Annotated in this window: 12 protein-coding genes; 8 read left to right on the forward strand and 4 right to left on the reverse strand. The window is 70.0% G+C overall.

All coding sequences use genetic code 11. The annotated features are described in order from the left end of the window. The first annotated feature begins 127 nt into the window (after nt 1-127). The 8 genes from fabR (at nt 128) to ACUTAF_RS18155 (ending at nt 6,982) form a co-directional block, all read left to right on the forward strand. On the forward strand, nt 128-763 hold the full coding sequence (gene fabR / locus ACUTAF_RS18120; RefSeq protein ID WP_445581267.1) for an HTH-type transcriptional repressor FabR: 636 nt from the start codon (nt 128-130) through the stop codon (nt 761-763). Between the two features lie 165 nt (nt 764-928). Then, on the forward strand, nt 929-1,429 hold the full coding sequence (gene ureE / locus ACUTAF_RS18125; protein WP_445581268.1) for an urease accessory protein UreE: 501 nt from the start codon (nt 929-931) through the stop codon (nt 1,427-1,429). A 52-nt stretch (nt 1,430-1,481) separates the two neighbouring features. Then, nucleotides 1,482-2,156 carry an urease accessory protein UreF gene (locus ACUTAF_RS18130; protein WP_445581269.1) on the forward strand — a complete coding sequence of 225 codons (675 nt, stop codon included), beginning with the start codon at nt 1,482-1,484 and terminating at the stop codon, nt 2,154-2,156. A gap of 13 nt (nt 2,157-2,169) precedes the next feature. After that, nucleotides 2,170-2,784 (forward strand): urease accessory protein UreG, encoded by a 615-nt coding sequence (gene ureG, locus ACUTAF_RS18135; protein ID WP_445581270.1) that lies wholly within the window; start codon nt 2,170-2,172, stop codon nt 2,782-2,784. A gap of 80 nt (nt 2,785-2,864) precedes the next feature. Continuing rightward, nucleotides 2,865-3,437 (forward strand): HupE/UreJ family protein, encoded by a 573-nt coding sequence (locus ACUTAF_RS18140; protein ID WP_445581271.1) that lies wholly within the window; start codon nt 2,865-2,867, stop codon nt 3,435-3,437. A gap of 155 nt (nt 3,438-3,592) precedes the next feature. Then, the gene (locus tag ACUTAF_RS18145; RefSeq protein WP_445581272.1) at nt 3,593-4,516 is read left to right on the forward strand and encodes a glycerophosphodiester phosphodiesterase; all 924 of its coding nucleotides are present in this window, start codon (nt 3,593-3,595) and stop codon (nt 4,514-4,516) included. Between the two features lie 635 nt (nt 4,517-5,151). Beyond that, nucleotides 5,152-5,766, forward strand: a complete 615-nt coding sequence (locus tag ACUTAF_RS18150) for a LysE family transporter (protein ID WP_445581273.1) — start codon at nt 5,152-5,154, stop codon at nt 5,764-5,766. Nucleotides 5,767-6,037: 271 nt separating this feature from the next. Further along, complete coding sequence (locus ACUTAF_RS18155) at nt 6,038-6,982, forward strand: DUF808 domain-containing protein (protein ID WP_445581274.1); 945 nt, start codon at nt 6,038-6,040, stop codon at nt 6,980-6,982. Between the two features lie 323 nt (nt 6,983-7,305). On the opposite strand, the gene ACUTAF_RS18160 is transcribed toward ACUTAF_RS18155, so the two are convergent. The 4 genes from ACUTAF_RS18160 to ACUTAF_RS18175 form a co-directional block, all read right to left on the reverse strand. Next, on the reverse strand, nt 7,306-8,157 hold the full coding sequence (locus ACUTAF_RS18160; RefSeq protein WP_445581275.1) for a mechanosensitive ion channel family protein: 852 nt from the start codon (nt 8,155-8,157) through the stop codon (nt 7,306-7,308). 80 nt (nt 8,158-8,237) lie between these two features. Continuing rightward, on the reverse strand, nt 8,238-9,134 hold the full coding sequence (locus tag ACUTAF_RS18165; RefSeq protein ID WP_445581276.1) for a transglutaminase family protein: 897 nt from the start codon (nt 9,132-9,134) through the stop codon (nt 8,238-8,240). Beyond that, nucleotides 9,131-11,617, reverse strand: a complete 2,487-nt coding sequence (locus ACUTAF_RS18170; RefSeq protein ID WP_445581277.1) for a circularly permuted type 2 ATP-grasp protein — start codon at nt 11,615-11,617, stop codon at nt 9,131-9,133. Before ACUTAF_RS18170 ends, ACUTAF_RS18165 begins: the two co-directional genes overlap by 4 nt. A 118-nt stretch (nt 11,618-11,735) precedes the next feature. After that, nucleotides 11,736-15,029 (reverse strand): transglutaminase family protein, encoded by a 3,294-nt coding sequence (locus ACUTAF_RS18175; protein WP_445581278.1) that lies wholly within the window; start codon nt 15,027-15,029, stop codon nt 11,736-11,738. Nucleotides 15,030-15,056 lie beyond the last annotated feature (27 nt).

The following is a 15,056-nucleotide window of genomic DNA, read 5'->3' on the forward strand; positions in this document are numbered from 1 at the left end:
CGGCTTCGGGCCGAACGCCGAGGAGCCCGAACGAGTCGAGGCAATATGCCCTGCACGCGCTCGCGAACCGCGACGCTGCTCCCGCGCATTTGCTAGAGTGCGCCATCGCTCAACGAACCAGCCCCGCATGACGCCGCGCGCCGAACAGAAGCAGCAGACCCGCCAGGCCCTGATGGACGCCGCCCTGAGCCTGATGGAAAGCGGGCGTGGTTTCGGCAGCCTGAGCCTGCGTGAAGTCACCCGGGTCGCCGGCATAGTGCCCACCGGTTTCTACCGCCACTTCGCCGACATGGACGAGCTCGGCCTGGCCCTGGTGGCCGAGGTCGGCGAGACCTTCCGCGCGGCGATCCGCCAGGTCCGTCGCCACGAGTTCGAGGCCCGCGGGATGATCGACGCCTCGGTGCGCATCTTTCTCGCCGAAGTGGCCGCCAACCGCGCCCAGTTCCTGTTTCTCGCCCGCGAGCAGTACGGCGGCTCGCAGCCGGTGCGCCAGGCCATCGCCGCCCTGCGCGAGCGCATCGCCAGCGACCTGGCCGCCGACCTCAAGCTGATGAACCGCATGCCGCACCTCGACGACGCGGCGCGCGAGGTGGTCTCCGACCTGGTGGTGAAAACCGTGTTCGCCACCCTGCCGGAACTGATCGACCCACCGGCGGACAACCTGCCGACGCACCTTTGCGCCGAAGCCAAGATCATCCAGCAACTGCGCTTCGTGATGATCGGCGGCAAGCACTGGCAGGGCCTGGGCAAGCCCGCCGGCTGAATGCACAACCTTGGTGCACATTGAGCCCGGCACGCACCAAATCAAACCTGACCCACTCGCCAAGTTATCCACAACCCGCGCCACCTCGCCGCCCCTGCAGCGCACAAGCGCCTTGGCAAGGCCCTTGCACTATTTCCGGGCATCCCCCTTCCGGAATCGTTGCATATGCTGGTGATCCACCGCCGAATCGCGCCGCAGGCCAGCTGCGACGCCGAGCTGCAGCTGAGCTTCGAGGCGCGCAGCAAGAGCCGTCTGCGCTGCTTCAGCAGCAGCGGCGAAGAGGTCGGCCTGTTTCTCGAACGCGGCCAGCCGGCGCTGGCCGACGGCGACTGCCTGCAGGCCGAGGACGGCCGCGTGGTACGCGTGCTGGCCAAGGCCGAGCCGCTGCTGCACGTGACCTGCGCCAGCCCCTTCGAGCTGATGCGCGCCGCCTATCACCTGGGCAACCGCCACGTCGCCCTGCAACTGGGCGACGGCTGGCTGCGCCTGCCCGACGATTACGTGCTCAAGGCCATGCTCGAGCAGCTCGGCGCCAGGGTCGAGGCCATCGAGGCGCCCTACCAGCCGGAACAGGGCGCCTACGGCGGCGGCCATCATCACTCCCATCATGGCGACGCCGAATTCAACTACGGCCCGCGCCTGCACCAGTTCGGGGTGCGCAAGTGACCCTGGCCGCGCCATTCCGCCTGGGGCGTGCCGTGCGCACCAAGGTTGCGCCATGAACCCGGCCTGGGCCCTGCTGCGCCTGGCCAGCCCGCAACTGCCGATCGGCGGCTACAGCTACTCCCAGGGCCTGGAATGGGCGGTGGACAGTGGCCTGATCACCGATGCCGACAGCGCCGAGCGCTGGCTGGCCGATCAGCTGTCGCTCAACCTCGCCCGCTTCGAGGCGCCGCTGCTGCTGGCCCACTGCCGCGCCGCCGGTGATGGCGACTGGGCGCAGCTGCAGGAGCTGGCCGAGCGGCACCGCGCCAGCCGCGAAACCCGCGAGCTGGCGCTGGAGAGCCGGCAGATGGGCTATTCGCTGCGGCAACTGCTCGATGGCCTGCCGGAGCTGGACGACGCGGCGCGCGCCTTTCTCGCCGGGCAGAGCGAGCCGGGCCTGGCCCTGGCCTGGGCGCTGGCCGCGCGCGCCTGGCGCATCGCCGCCGACGAGGCCCTGGCCGCCTGGCTCTGGGGCTGGCTGGAAAACCAGCTGGCGGTGCTGATGAAGACCCTGCCGCTGGGCCAGCAGGCCGCCCAGCGCCTGACCAGCCGCCTGCTGCCGCAGCTCGAGGCGGCGCAGCGCCAGGCCGAAACCCTTACCCCCGAACACTGGGGCAGCGCCGCCTTCGGCCTGGCCCTGGCGAGCATGGCGCACGAGCGCCAGTACTCGCGTCTCTTCCGCTCCTGACGAGGAACAACAGATGAACAGCCAACCCCTGCGCGTCGGCATCGGCGGCCCGGTCGGTTCCGGCAAGACCGCCCTGACCCTGGCGCTGTGCCGTGCCCTGCGCGAGCGCTACAACATCGCCGTGGTCACCAACGACATCTACACCCAGGAAGACGCTCAGTTCCTGGTGCGCAACGAGGCCCTGGAGCCCGAACGCATCATCGGCGTGGAAACCGGCGGCTGCCCGCACACGGCGATCCGCGAGGACGCCTCGATCAACCTGGAGGCGGTGGAGCAGCTCAACCGGCGTTTCCCCGGCCTCGACCTGATCATCGTCGAATCCGGCGGCGACAACCTCTCGGCCACCTTCAGCCCCGAGCTGTCCGACCTGACCCTGTACGTGATCGACGTCTCCGCCGGCGACAAGCTGCCGCGCAAGGGCGGCCCGGGCATCTGCAAGTCCGACCTCCTGGTGATCAACAAGGTCGACCTGGCGCCCATGGTCGGCGCCTCGCTGGAGGTGATGCAGCGCGACACCCTGAAGATGCGCGGCGACAAGCCCTTCGTCTTCAGCAACCAGAAGGTCGGCCAGGGCCTGGACGAGATCATCGCCTTTATCGAACGCCAGGGCATGCTCGGCGCTGCCTGAACCGCCCCTCTCCCGCTTGCGGGGAGCGGCCGGGGAGACGGCCGCCTCTCCCCTTGCCCACTCAAGTCAAGGAGACACCCATGAAGCTGCGCAAAACCCTCTACGCCCTCGCCCTGTTCTGCACCCCGGGCCTGGCCTTCGCCCATGCCGGCCACGATCACGCCGGTATCATGGCCGGCCTGGCGCACCCGCTGCTGGGCCTCGATCACCTGCTGGCGATGCTTGCCGTCGGCCTGTGGGCCGCGCAGCAGAGCGGCGCGGCGCGCTGGGCGCTGCCGGCCACCTTCGTCGCCGGCATGCTGTTCGGCGGCCTGCTCGGCTTTGCCGGCATGCAGCTGCCGCTGCTGGAAACCGGCATCGCCGGCTCGGTATTGGCCTTCGGCCTGCTGGTGGCGGTGGCCGTGCGCCTGCCGATGGCCCTGTCCATCGCCCTCACCGCCCTGTTCGCCCTGACCCATGGCGTCGCCCATGGCCTGGAGCTGCCGGCGCTGGCCAGCCCGTTCGGCTACGCCGCCGGCTTCGTCGTCGCTACCGCCGCCCTGCACGGCTGCGGCTATGCCCTGGTGCGCCTGCTGCCAGAGGCCGCCGCGCCGCTGGCGCGCCTGGCCGGCGGCGCCTCGGCACTGGCCGGGGTGTGGCTGCTGGCAAGCTGAGCGCATCGCCCGAAACAGCTCCCGGACTGCATCCGGGCCAGCGCCTCCCCTCTCCCGCCGGGAGAGGGACGGCGATCCCAGCTTCGCCCTCGAGCACTTGCCAACTCCCTCGCCGCTGGGGCACAAAGCCCTGAACCGCCTCCGAGACCCGGCCCATGCTGCGCTTCGCCCGCTTCCTGCTCGCTCCCCTGTTGCTGCTCGCCATCGCCCTGCTGGTGCTGGCCCTGACCAGTCGCCCGAGCGCCGTGCCCGCGGTACTCGCCGGCCTCGGCGAGCGCCCGCTGGTGATCGCCCACCGCGGCGGCAAGGGGCTGTGGCCGGAGAACACCCTGTTCGCCTTCGAGCGCGCCGTGGCCCTGGGCGTCGACATGCTGGAGATGGACCTGCACCTGAGCCAGGACGCCGAACTGGTAGTGATCCACGACGACAGCCTGGAGCGCACCACCAATGGCCAGGGCCCGGTCGCCCACTACAGTCTGGCCGAGCTGCAGGTGCTGGACGCCGGCTACCGCTGGAGCGCGGACGGCGGCCAGAGCTTCCCCTATCGTGGTCAGGGCATGCGCATCGCCAGTTTCCGCGAAGTGCTGGAGCAGTTTCCGCTGGTCCCCAAGGTGGTGGAAATCAAGGTGCCGGATGTCGGCATGGAGACGCTGCTGTGCGAGATCCTGACCGACTACGACCAGCTCGACCGGGTCATAGTCGGCAGCTTCCACGAGCGCAGTCTCAAGCGCTTTCGCCAGGTCTGCCCACAGGTGGCCACTTCCGCCGGGCCACTCTCGGTGCGCCTGCTGCTGGCGCTCAGCTGGCTGGGCCTGGACGATCTGCTCTCGCCCGGCTACCAGAGCCTGCAGATTCCGCCGCGGCACGGCGGCCTGACCCTGGCCACCCCGCAGCTGTTGCGCAACGCCCAGGCGCGCGGCCTGCATGTGCAGCTGTGGACCATCAACGAACAACCGGCCATGCGCCGCCTGCTGGAGATGGGCGCCGGCGGCCTGATCACCGACTACCCGGATCGCGCCCTGCAGCTGCTCGGCCGCTCGACCCAGCTCGGCGCGCTGCCCGACTCAGGCTCGCCGTAATCCGGGCCGACGGGCCGTAGGGTGCGCTGTGCGCACCACTGGCAGCCGATACTGATTACGGATGCACGGTGCGCACGGCACGCCCTACCAAGCGGCGCCTCCCAGATGACGCAGCCGGCCTGGCGATTTATTCGCCAGCGCTTGCCACCCCGCGGCCCTCGCGGGCTAGGGCAAGGCGCCCGCAGCTTATCCACAAAGGCCTCCACAGTTTCCCGGGATAACTCCGGCGACACGCTCGATGCCGGTGGAAAAGACTGGACAAAACCCGCCTCACCAGGACGCTTGCGGGCAGCCGGCGGCGTCGCTCAAAAACCGTACAACGCCATGAAAGCCACGCTTTCCGTGGCCTGCAAACAAGCGCACAGAGCTTATCCACAGATCGCCCCACAGAACCCGGGGACAACTGCAGCTCTCCCCGCAATATTCCCCACCCCCTGTCAAGTGGCTGTGCACAAAGGAAAAACCGTCCTGCTCAAAATTCCACCGACAGCCTGCAGAGTCCGTAGAATCGGCGCGCCGGACAGCAGCCCTCAGCTTATCCACAGAAAAACCCACAGCAGCCGTGGAAAACTTTTTCGATGGCCTGGCACGCCATCTGCTAAGCACCAGCAAGCTTCCCTTCGCAAGGATTCGTCATGTTCAGCTTCTTTCTCGCCGCCATGCTGCTCGGCTTCGTGTTCAACGCGGCGCCCGGCGCGGTATTCAGCGAAACCCTGCGCCGTGGCCTGCGCGACGGCTACCGTCCGGCCCTGCTGGTGCAGATCGGCTCGCTGGTGGGCGACGCCACCTGGGCCGCGCTCGGCCTCACCGGCCTGGCCCTGCTGCTCGGCAGCGCCGAAGTGCGCTACCCACTGACCCTGGCCAGCGCCCTGTACCTGGCCTGGCTCGGCTACCAGTCGCTGCGCGACGCGCGCCAGCCGCCGCAGCCCGGCGGCGACGGCCAGGGCCGCGGCGGCAGCGCCTTCGCCGCCGGCGCCGCGCTGTCGCTGACCAATCCGCAGAACCTGGTGTACTGGGCGGCCATGGGAGGCGCCATGGCCGCGATCGGTGTGGCCGAGCCGACGCCCAGCCACCTGGTGCTGTTCTTCGCCGGTTTCATGCTCTCTTCGCTGCTCTGGTGCTTTGTCTGCGCCGGCCTGGTGGACTGGTTCCGCCGCGCCGCCTCGCAGCTCTGGCACCGTCTCACCTACCTGGCCTGCGGCCTGGCCCTGCTCGGCCTGTCCGGGATGACCCTGGCCGAGCTGCTCTAAGGCCTATCGGCGCCATCCGCATAATCAAACGCGCCCCGGCACGGGGCTGGCCTAGACTCCGGACTTATCCCCCACGGACGATCAGGAGAGACGCCATGCCCCTGCACAGCCTGTTGCGCAAACTCCTCGCCGCCTATGCCGGCGGCGCCAGTGGCACCTACGCCGACGACCGCTTCGACTGAAAGCGTGCCGATAGGCGATCGGCACTGGGCAAGAGCCGGCAGCGGCGCGATGATGGGCGCCGCTCATCCACTCCAACAAGGATTGCCCCATGGCCGGAACCAGCCTGCTCGCCCTGATCGACGATATCGCCACGCTGCTCGACGATGTCGCGGTAATGACCAAGGTCGCCGCGAAGAAGACCGCCGGCGTGCTCGGCGACGACCTCGCCCTGAATGCCCAGCAGGTCACCGGCGTACGCGCCGAACGCGAGTTGCCGGTGGTCTGGGCGGTGGCCAAGGGCTCGTTCAAGAACAAGCTGATCCTGGTACCGGCGGCGCTGCTGATCAGCGCGCTGGCGCCCTGGGCGGTGGTGCCGCTGTTGATGCTCGGCGGCCTGTTCCTCTGCTACGAGGGCGCCGAGAAGCTGTCGCACAAACTGCTGCACCAGCGTGAGGCGCAGGCCGAGCACCAGGAGCTGCTGGAGGCAGTGGCCGATCCGCAGGTGGACCTGGTCGCCTTCGAGCGCGACAAGATCCGCGGCGCGGTGCGCACCGACTTCATCCTCTCCGCCGAGATCATCGCCATCACCCTGGGCACCGTCGCCGCCGCCAGCTTCGGCAAGCAGGTGGCGGTGCTCGCCGGCATCGCCGTGCTGATGACCGTCGGCGTCTACGGCCTGGTCGCCGCCATCGTCAAGCTGGACGACGCCGGTCTCTACCTCAGCCGGCGCGCCGGCAGCGCCGCGCGGGCGCTGGGGCACGGCATCCTACGCCTGGCGCCCTGGCTGATGAAGAGCCTGTCGGTGCTGGGCACCGCCGCCATGTTCATGGTCGGTGGCGGCATCCTCAGCCATGGCCTGCCGCCGGTGGACGCCTGGGTGCAGCAGATGGCCCACGGCGCCGAAGCCTGGGGCGCCGGCGGCCCGCTGCTGGCGGCGCTGACGCCGACGCTGCTGAATGCGCTGATCGGCATCCTCGCCGGCCTCGTCAGCCTGTTGCTGGTCGGCCTCGGCGCGCGGCTGTGGCAGTCCATGCGGCCGGCCAAGGCGGACTGAGCGATCATTTGCCGAGCGATCGCCGGCGAGCCCCGGCCGGCGCCGCTCGGGGCGACTTCCCCAGAGCTTATCCACAACTTGCTCCACGCTTTTCGGGGATAACCGCGACGCCCGCCCCGGGTGCCCCGCGCCAGAGCGGATGCGCAGCGCAAACCCTCGGAATCATTGTAGTTTTTTCGCCAGGACGGTCATTTCGAGCGGCTCTGGCGAAAAGCTGAGCAGCACCGCAGAGGACCGATGGGCGCTGGCGCGGCGCACTTGACCCAGAACTTGTCGACAGACTTATCCACAGATTCCGTGCACAACTCGCCGCGCCCCGCGGGCTAGCCGGCCTGCTGCATGATCACCGTCTGCGCCGGCATCGGCGCTGGGAAACCGCCCTCGCCGAGGGCGTCCTTGATGGTCTTGTTGGTGTCGAAATACACCTGCCAGTAATGGTCGTTGTGGCAGTAAGGGCGCACCGCCAGCACCGGCCCGACCAGATTGAACTCGAGGATTTCCACATCCACCGCCGGCTCGGCGAGCACGTTGGCGTTCGCGCCGACCCGCTCCTTGAGCAAGGCGGCGGCGGCCTTCCAGTCGGCGGCACCGGACAGCTGCGCCTTGAGCTCGACGCGGCGGAAGGGGTTGTGGGTGAAGTTCTGGATGTTGTCGGAGAAGATCTTGTTGTTGCCGACCAGGGTCAGCACGTTGTCCGGGGTGTTGATCGCGGTGACGAACAGGCCGATCTCGGTGACCGTACCGACCACCCCGCCGGCGCTGATGAAGTCGCCGACCTTGAACGGCCGCAGGACGATGATGAAGCCGCCGGCGGCGAGGTTGGCCAGCAGCCCCGACCAGGCCATGCCGATAGCCAGACCGACCGCGGCGATCAGCGCCGCCAGGCTGGTGGTCTGCACGCCGAAGTAACCGAGGATGCCAATCACCAGGATGATGTTGAGGGTCACCGAGATGAAGTTGCCGACGTAGCGCAGCACGGTCGGGTCGACCTTCTGCTGGCTCAGGGCCCTCTGCACCAGGCCGACGGAGAGGCCGATCAGCCAGCGGCCGATGACCCAGAAGGCGATGGCGGAGAGGATCTTGATGGCGAAGGCCGCGCCGTATTGCACGACCAGGTCGTAGAGGGCGGTGAGTTTTTCCGTGCCGGCGCTGACCAGTTGCGAGGTTTCGTCCATGGCGATGCTCCAAGGTGAGGGATATCCCTCTCAACGCTAGCAGCGCCGCGGCCGGCCGTCAGGCTGCCGACCAACGGCGCTCAGCCGTCCAGCGGCAGCACCGTCACCTGCACCTCCGGGTCGTGGCTGCCGCCGCCGAGGATCACCCCACGCAGCGGCGAGACATCGGCGAAATCGCGACCCCAGGCCAGGGTGATGTGCTCCAGTGCCGGGCGCAGGTTGTTGGTCGGGTCGAAATCCACCCAGCCCTGGCGCGGGCAGTACAGCGACACCCAGGCGTGCGAGGCGTCGGCGCCGATCAGCCGCGGCTGGCCGGGCGGCGGCTGGGTCAGCAGGTAGCCGCTGACGTAGCGCGCCGCCAGGCCGCGCGAGCGCAAGCAGGCGAGCATCAGGTGGGCAAAGTCCTGGCACACGCCGCGGCGCTCCTCCAGCACTTGCAGCAGCGGGGTGGCCACCTGGGTGGCGCCGGCATCGAAGCGGAACTCGGCGAAGATCTTCTCCATCAGCGCCTGGCCGGCCTGCAGCAGCGGCCGGCCCGGGGGGAAGCAGTCGGCGGCGTAGGCGGCGAACGCCTGCTTGAGGCGCACGTAGGGCGACTCGAAGCGGTAGCGCGCCGCCTCCAGCAGCGCCGGGGTCAGGGCCTGGCCGCTGTAGCTGAGCGCCGCGCGGGCCGCCTCCCAGGCGGGCGAGTCGTGCAGCGCCAGCGGCGCGCGCGGCAGCACCTCGACGCGCAGGCGCGCGCCGATGCTGAGCGCCTGGTGCGGACGCTCGAACACCAGACGGGTCAGCGGGTTGCCGAATACGTCCAGGCCGTCGCGGCGCTGGCAGGGCTGCGGCGCGATGCGCAGCTCGCGCTCGTGGCAGCGCTGCCAGGGGCAGTCGCGCGGCCACAGGTGCGCCAGCTGCTGGGCCAGCGAGACCGGCGCGCTGTAGCGGTAGTGAGTGTCGTGAAGAATCTGGTACAGCGCACTGCTCATGAGGATTGGGTCCGCTGGCTGGCGTCGACGTGGACGAAGAAGCGCAGACCGAGCTGATCGGACACCGTGCCGGCGGCCTGGCTGATGGCGGCGAGCAGATCGGCCAGGCCTTCGAGCACGGCGCGGATGCTGCCGGGACCGAACAAGGGATTCTCCAGGCTGGCCAGGTCGAAGCCGGCCAGCTGCGCCTCCAGCTCCTGCAGCGGCAGCTGCGCCGGCAACTCGAAGCGCTGTTCCAGGCGCTGCAGCGAGCGCAGCAGCCGGCGCAACTGGAAGATCACCGCATGCGGGTTCTGCTCGTCGAGCAGCAGCAGGTCGAGCACCGGGATCAGCTGCGCCGATGCCAGGTAGCGGGTGCGGTAGGTGATGCTGCTGTTGCCCAGCTCCAGCAGCCATTCCAGCGCCGACTGGTCGGTGGCGGCGCCACTGCGCAGGAAGCCGGCGAAGGCGTCGCAGAGAAACTGCAGACGCTCGATGCAGCGGCCGAGCATGAGGAAGCGCCAGCCGTCGTCGCGGGTCATGTCGTCGAGGGCGAAACCGGACAACGCCGCCAGTGACATCAGCAGGCGGTTGAGGAAATCCAGCAACTCGCCGAAGTCGGCCGGCTGGCCCTCCAGCGCCTGCGCCTCGCGCTGCAACTCGACTAGCGCCTGCCAGTTGGCCTGGGACAGTTTGCCGCGCACGCTGCCGGCGGCCCACTGCAGGCGCTGCAGGTTGGCGCGCAGGCTGGCCGGCCAGTCGGCGCCGAGCAGCGCCTGCAGCAGGCGCGCCGCCAGCTCACCCTCCTCCGGGTCGGCCAGCAGGCCCAACTGCTGCGCCAGGGCCAGGGCGCTGTGCAGCGCCTGCGGGTCGTCGTCATCGTCGACGTAGCGCGCCAGCATGATGCGCAGTAGGCGCGCGCTGCCCTCGCAGCGCTCGGCGTAGCGGCCGAACCAGAACAGGTTCTCCACCACCCGCGAGGGCAGGAAGGGGTCGCTGCGCACCAGGTCGGCGCTGCCCAGCGGGCGCAGCCACTGCCAGGGTTCGCCGCCGCTGTGGCGCGCGCCGAGCACCCAGGTGTCCTTGCTCGCGCCGCCGCGCTGCATCGACACCACCTCGGCGTCGGCGTCGGCGGCCACCCGGGTCAGGCCGCCGGGCATCATCCGGTAGCCCTCGGCGCTGGCCACGGCGAACACGCGCATGCCGATGGCGCGCGGCTGCAGGCCGCGGCCGTCCCACACCGGCGCCTGCGACAGCTGGGCGCGCGCCTGAGCGACGTAGGCGTAGGGGCGCGCCTTGAGCCGTTCGGCCAGGGCGGCGCGCTGCGCGGCGTCCAGATCGCGGCCGAACAGCGGGGCGAAGCTCTGCGAGGGGAAGGCCGGGCGCACCAGCAGCTGCTCGAGCTTGTCCAGCGCCTCGTCCAGCACCGGCGGCTCGCCGCACCACCAGCTGGCGATGGACGGCAACAGCAGTTCCTCGCCCAGCAGCTGCTCGGCGATGGCGGGGAGAAAGCCCGGCAGGCCGGGCGACTCCAGCACGCCGCTGCCCAGGGCATTGGCCACCAGCACCCGGCCGCGGCGCACCGCCTCGAGCAGGCCGGGCACGCCGAGGGCCGAGTCGGTGCGCAGCTCCAGCGGGTCGCAGTAGTCGTCGTCGAGGCGGCGCAGCACCGCATGCACCCGGCGCAGGCCGGCCAGGGTCTTGAGGTAGAGGGTGGCGTCGCGCACGGTCAGGTCGCTGCCCTCGACCAGCGGGTAGCCGAGCTGGCGCGCCAGGTACAGGTGCTCGAAATAGCTCTCGTTGAAGCGCCCGGGGGTCAGCAGCACCACCAGCGGCGTCTCGCCGCCACTCGGCGCCTGGCGCGCCAGGCTGTCCTGCAGGGTGCGGAAGAAGCCGGCCAGGTACTGCACGCGCAGGTCGCGGTACAGCTCGGGGAAGGCGCGCGAGACGATCTGCCGGTTCTCCAGCGCGTAGCCGGCGCCGGACGGCGCCTGGGTGCGGTCGGCGGTGACCCACCAGCGTCCATCCGGCGCACGCGCCAGGTCCACCGCATAGAGGTGCAGCCAGGTTCCGCCGGGCACCTGCAGGCCCTGGCAGGGCCAGAGGAAGTTGTTGTGGCCGAACACCAGCTCGGCCGGCAGCAGGCCATCGGCGATCAGCTTCTGCGGGCCGTAGATATCGGCCAGCACGCGGTTGAGCAGCGTCGCGCGCTGGGCCACGCCGGCGGCGATCTGCTGCCACTCCTCGGCCGGGATCAGGTTGGGCAGCAGGTCCAGCTCCCAGGGCCGGTCGGCGCCATCCGGGTCGGCGTAGACGTTGTAGGTCACGCCGTTTTCCTGGATCTGCCGCGCCAGCATGGCCTCGCGTTGCGCCAGCTGCTCCGGGCGGCTGCGTGAGAGCTGCTCGTACAGCCGGCGCCAGTGCGGACGCACCTTGCCCTGGGCGTCGAGCAGTTCGTGGTAGGCACCGGTGGGCGGCGGGTAATCGGCTAGCAGGTCGGGCATGGCAGGCTCGGCAGTGGCAGGGCGGTGCAGCGTGACGCAGGTTGATGATGCCCCTTCCTAGGAGGCGCTTTAGCGGCGACGATCCCGGCTAAAGCCCCGCCCACGAATGGAGTCGACGTCAGACGCGGCGCAGATCCAGGGTCATCGGCAGTTCATTATTGTCGATCGGCTGCAGGGCCGGGCGCTTGCCCGGGCTGTGGCCGAGGCGAAAGAAGCGCGCCAGGCGCCGGCTCTCGGCCTCGTAGGCGTTGACCGGCAGGCTGTCGTAGTTGCGCCCGCCGGGATGCGCCACATGGTACTGGCAACCGCCCAGCGAGCGCTGCATCCAGGTGTCGATCAGGTCGAACACCAGCGGCGCGTGCACGCCGATGGTCGGCTGCAGGCAGCTGGCCGGCTGCCAGGCGCGAAAGCGCACGCCGCCGACGAACTCGCCGACCTTGCCGGTGGGCCGCAGCGGCACCGGCACGCCGTTGCAGGTCAGCACGTAGCGATCCGGCGCCATGCCGCCGAGCTTGACCTGCATGCGCTCCAGCGACGAGTCGACGTAGCGCACGGTGCCGCCGCTGGCGCCCTCCTCGCCCAGCACGTGCCAGGGTTCCAGCGCCTGGCGCAGCTCCAGCTCGATGCCCTTGACGGCGAAGTCGCCGGCCTTGGGAAAACGGAACTCGAAATGTGGGGCGAACCATTCGCCGCGCAGGCGATAGCCGAAGGCCGACAGCTCCTGCAGCACGTCGGCGAAGTCCTGCTCGACGAAGTGCGGCAGGAGGAAACGGTCGTGCAGCTCGGTGCCCCAGCGCACCAGCCTGGCCGGGCGGTAGGGTTCCTGCCAGAAGCGCGCGATCAGCGCGCGCAGCAGCAGTTGCTGGGCCAGGCTCATCTGCGCCTGCGGCGGCATCTCGAAGGCGCGCAGCTCGAGCAGGCCGAGGCGGCCGCTGGCCGAATCCGGCGAGTACAGCTTGTCGATGCAGAACTCGGCGCGGTGGGTGTTGCCGGTCACGTCCACCAGCAGGTTGCGCAGCAGGCGGTCGACCAGCCAAGGCGGGCAGTCGCGGCCCGGCTCGGGCATCTGCGCGAAGGCGATCTCCAGCTCGTACAGCGCGTCGTTGCGCGCCTCGTCCACCCGCGGCGCCTGCGAGGTGGGGCCGATAAACAGGCCGCTGAACAAATAGGACAGCGACGGGTGGTTGTGCCAGTAGCCGATCAGGCTGCGCAGCAGGTCGGGGCGACGCAGGAAGGGCGAGTCCGCCGGCGTCGCGCCGCCGAGGACGAAATGGTTGCCGCCGCCGGTGCCAGTATGGCGCCCGTCGAGCATAAATTTCTCGCTGGACAGGCGCGACTGCCGCGCCGCCTCGTAGAGAAACTCGCAGCGCTCGACCAGCTCGCTCCAGCTAGCCGCCGGGTGGATATTCACCTCGATCACGCCGGGATCGGGGGTGACGCGGAAATACTGCAGGCGCGGGTCCTGCGGCGGCTCGTAGCCCTCCAGCAGCACCGGGCAGTTGAGTTCGGCGGCCACCGCCTCGATCGCCGCGACCAGCTCCAGGTACTCTTCAAGATGGCTGAGCGGCGGCATAAACAGATACAGCCGCCCCTCGCGCGGCTCGGCGCACAGCGCGGTGCGCACGATACCGGGCGCCGACTGGCCGACCGCCGGGCGCGGCGCCTGGCCGTTGCCGCCGGCGCCGCGCCAGACGCCGCGCAGCTGGCGCTGGATCTGCGCCGGGTTCGGCAGCGGGGCGAAGCGCTGGCCCGGATCGGCCGGGTTGATATAGGGGTAGTCGGCCTGGCTGACCCAGGGCAGCGAGTCCAGCGGCAGGCGGTAGCCTAAGGGCGAGTCGCCCGGCAGCAGGCGGCAGTGCTCGTCGCGCAGGAACCAGCGCCCGCTCTGCCAGCCGGCGCCGTCCACCCGCCGCGCCAGCGGCAGCACCTGGCCGACTACGCGGTCCAAGCCCTGGTCGAACACCTTGCGCAGGCGCTCGCGCTCCAGCGCATCGCTCAGCCGCGGATCGCCCGGGGTGACGTTGTCCGGCAGCTTGCGCTCGCGCCACAGGTAATAGAACCAGTCCTCGTAGGCCGGGAAGACGCACTCGCCGTCCACATCCAGGCGCGCCGCCAGGGCCGCGAGAAAGTGCGCGGCGGTGTCGGCGTCGGCGCCGTAACCATGGGTCTCGTCGGCCAGCAGCGCCGGGTCGTGCCAGATCGGCTCGCCGTCCTGGCGCCAGAAGCAGTTCAGCGACCAGCGCGGCAGCTGCTCGCCCGGGTACCACTTGCCCTGGCCGAAGTGCACCAGGGCCTTGGGCGCATAGTGCGCGCGCAGGCGGTGAAACAGCTCGGCGGCCAGGCGCCGCTTGTTCGGCCCCAGCGCGGCAGTGTTCCACTCCTCGTCGTCGGGGTAGTCGAGGGCGACGAAGGTCGGCTCGCCGCCCATGGTCAGGCGCACGTCGTGGCGCCGCAGATCCTCGTCGATCTGCCGGCCGAGGGCATCGATCGCCTGCCACTGCGCCGCGCTGTAGGGCTTGCTGACCCGCGGCGCCTCCCAAATGCGCTCCACCTGCATCTGGTGCTCGAACTCGCACTCGCACTCGTCCAGTGCGCCGGAAATCGGCGCCGCCGAGGACGGCTCGGGGCTGCAGGCCAGCGGGATATGGCCCTCGCCGGCGAACAGGCCGGAGGTCGGATCGAGGCCGATCCAGCCGGCGCCGGGCAGGTACACCTCGCACCAGGCGTGCAGGTCGGTGAAGTCCTGGTCGGTGCCGGAGGGGCCGTCGAGGGCTTTGACGTCGGCGGTCAGCTGGATCAGGTAGCCGGAGACGAAACGCGCCGCCAGGCCCAGATGACGCAGCAGCTGCACCAGCAGCCAGGCCGAGTCGCGGCACGAGCCGCAGGCCTTCTCCAGGCTCTGCTCGGGGGTCTGTACGCCCGGCTTCATGCGGATCAGGTAGCGGATATCGCCGGACAGCCGCTGGTTCAGCGCCACCAGGAAATCCACGCTGGGTGCAGGCGCGCGGTCGATGCCGGCCAGGTAGTCGGCGAACCGCGGCGTGGCCGCCAGCTTGACCAGGTAGGGCGCCAGCTCGCGCTGCTCGCCCTCGGTGTAGGCGAAGGGAATGCGCTCGGCATAAGGCTCGAGAAAGAAGTCGAAGGGGTTGAACACCGCCATCTCGGCGACCAGATCGACCTCGACCTTAAGCTCGCGGGTCTTCTCGGGGAACACCAGGCGCGCCAGGTAGTTGCCCTGCGGATCCTGCTGCCAGTTGACGAAGTGCTCGCCCGGCTCGACCTTCAACCCGTAGGAGAGGATGCGCGTGCGGCTGTGCGGCGCCGGGCGCAGACGCACCAGCTGCGGGCCGAGGTTCACCGCGCGGTCGTAGCGGTAGTGGGTGACGTGGTGCAGCGCGACATGGATCGACACGGCGGCCTCCTGCAAGCCTGGGCGACC

The sequence above is a fragment of the Pseudomonas sp. SP16.1 genome, assembly GCF_052682975.1.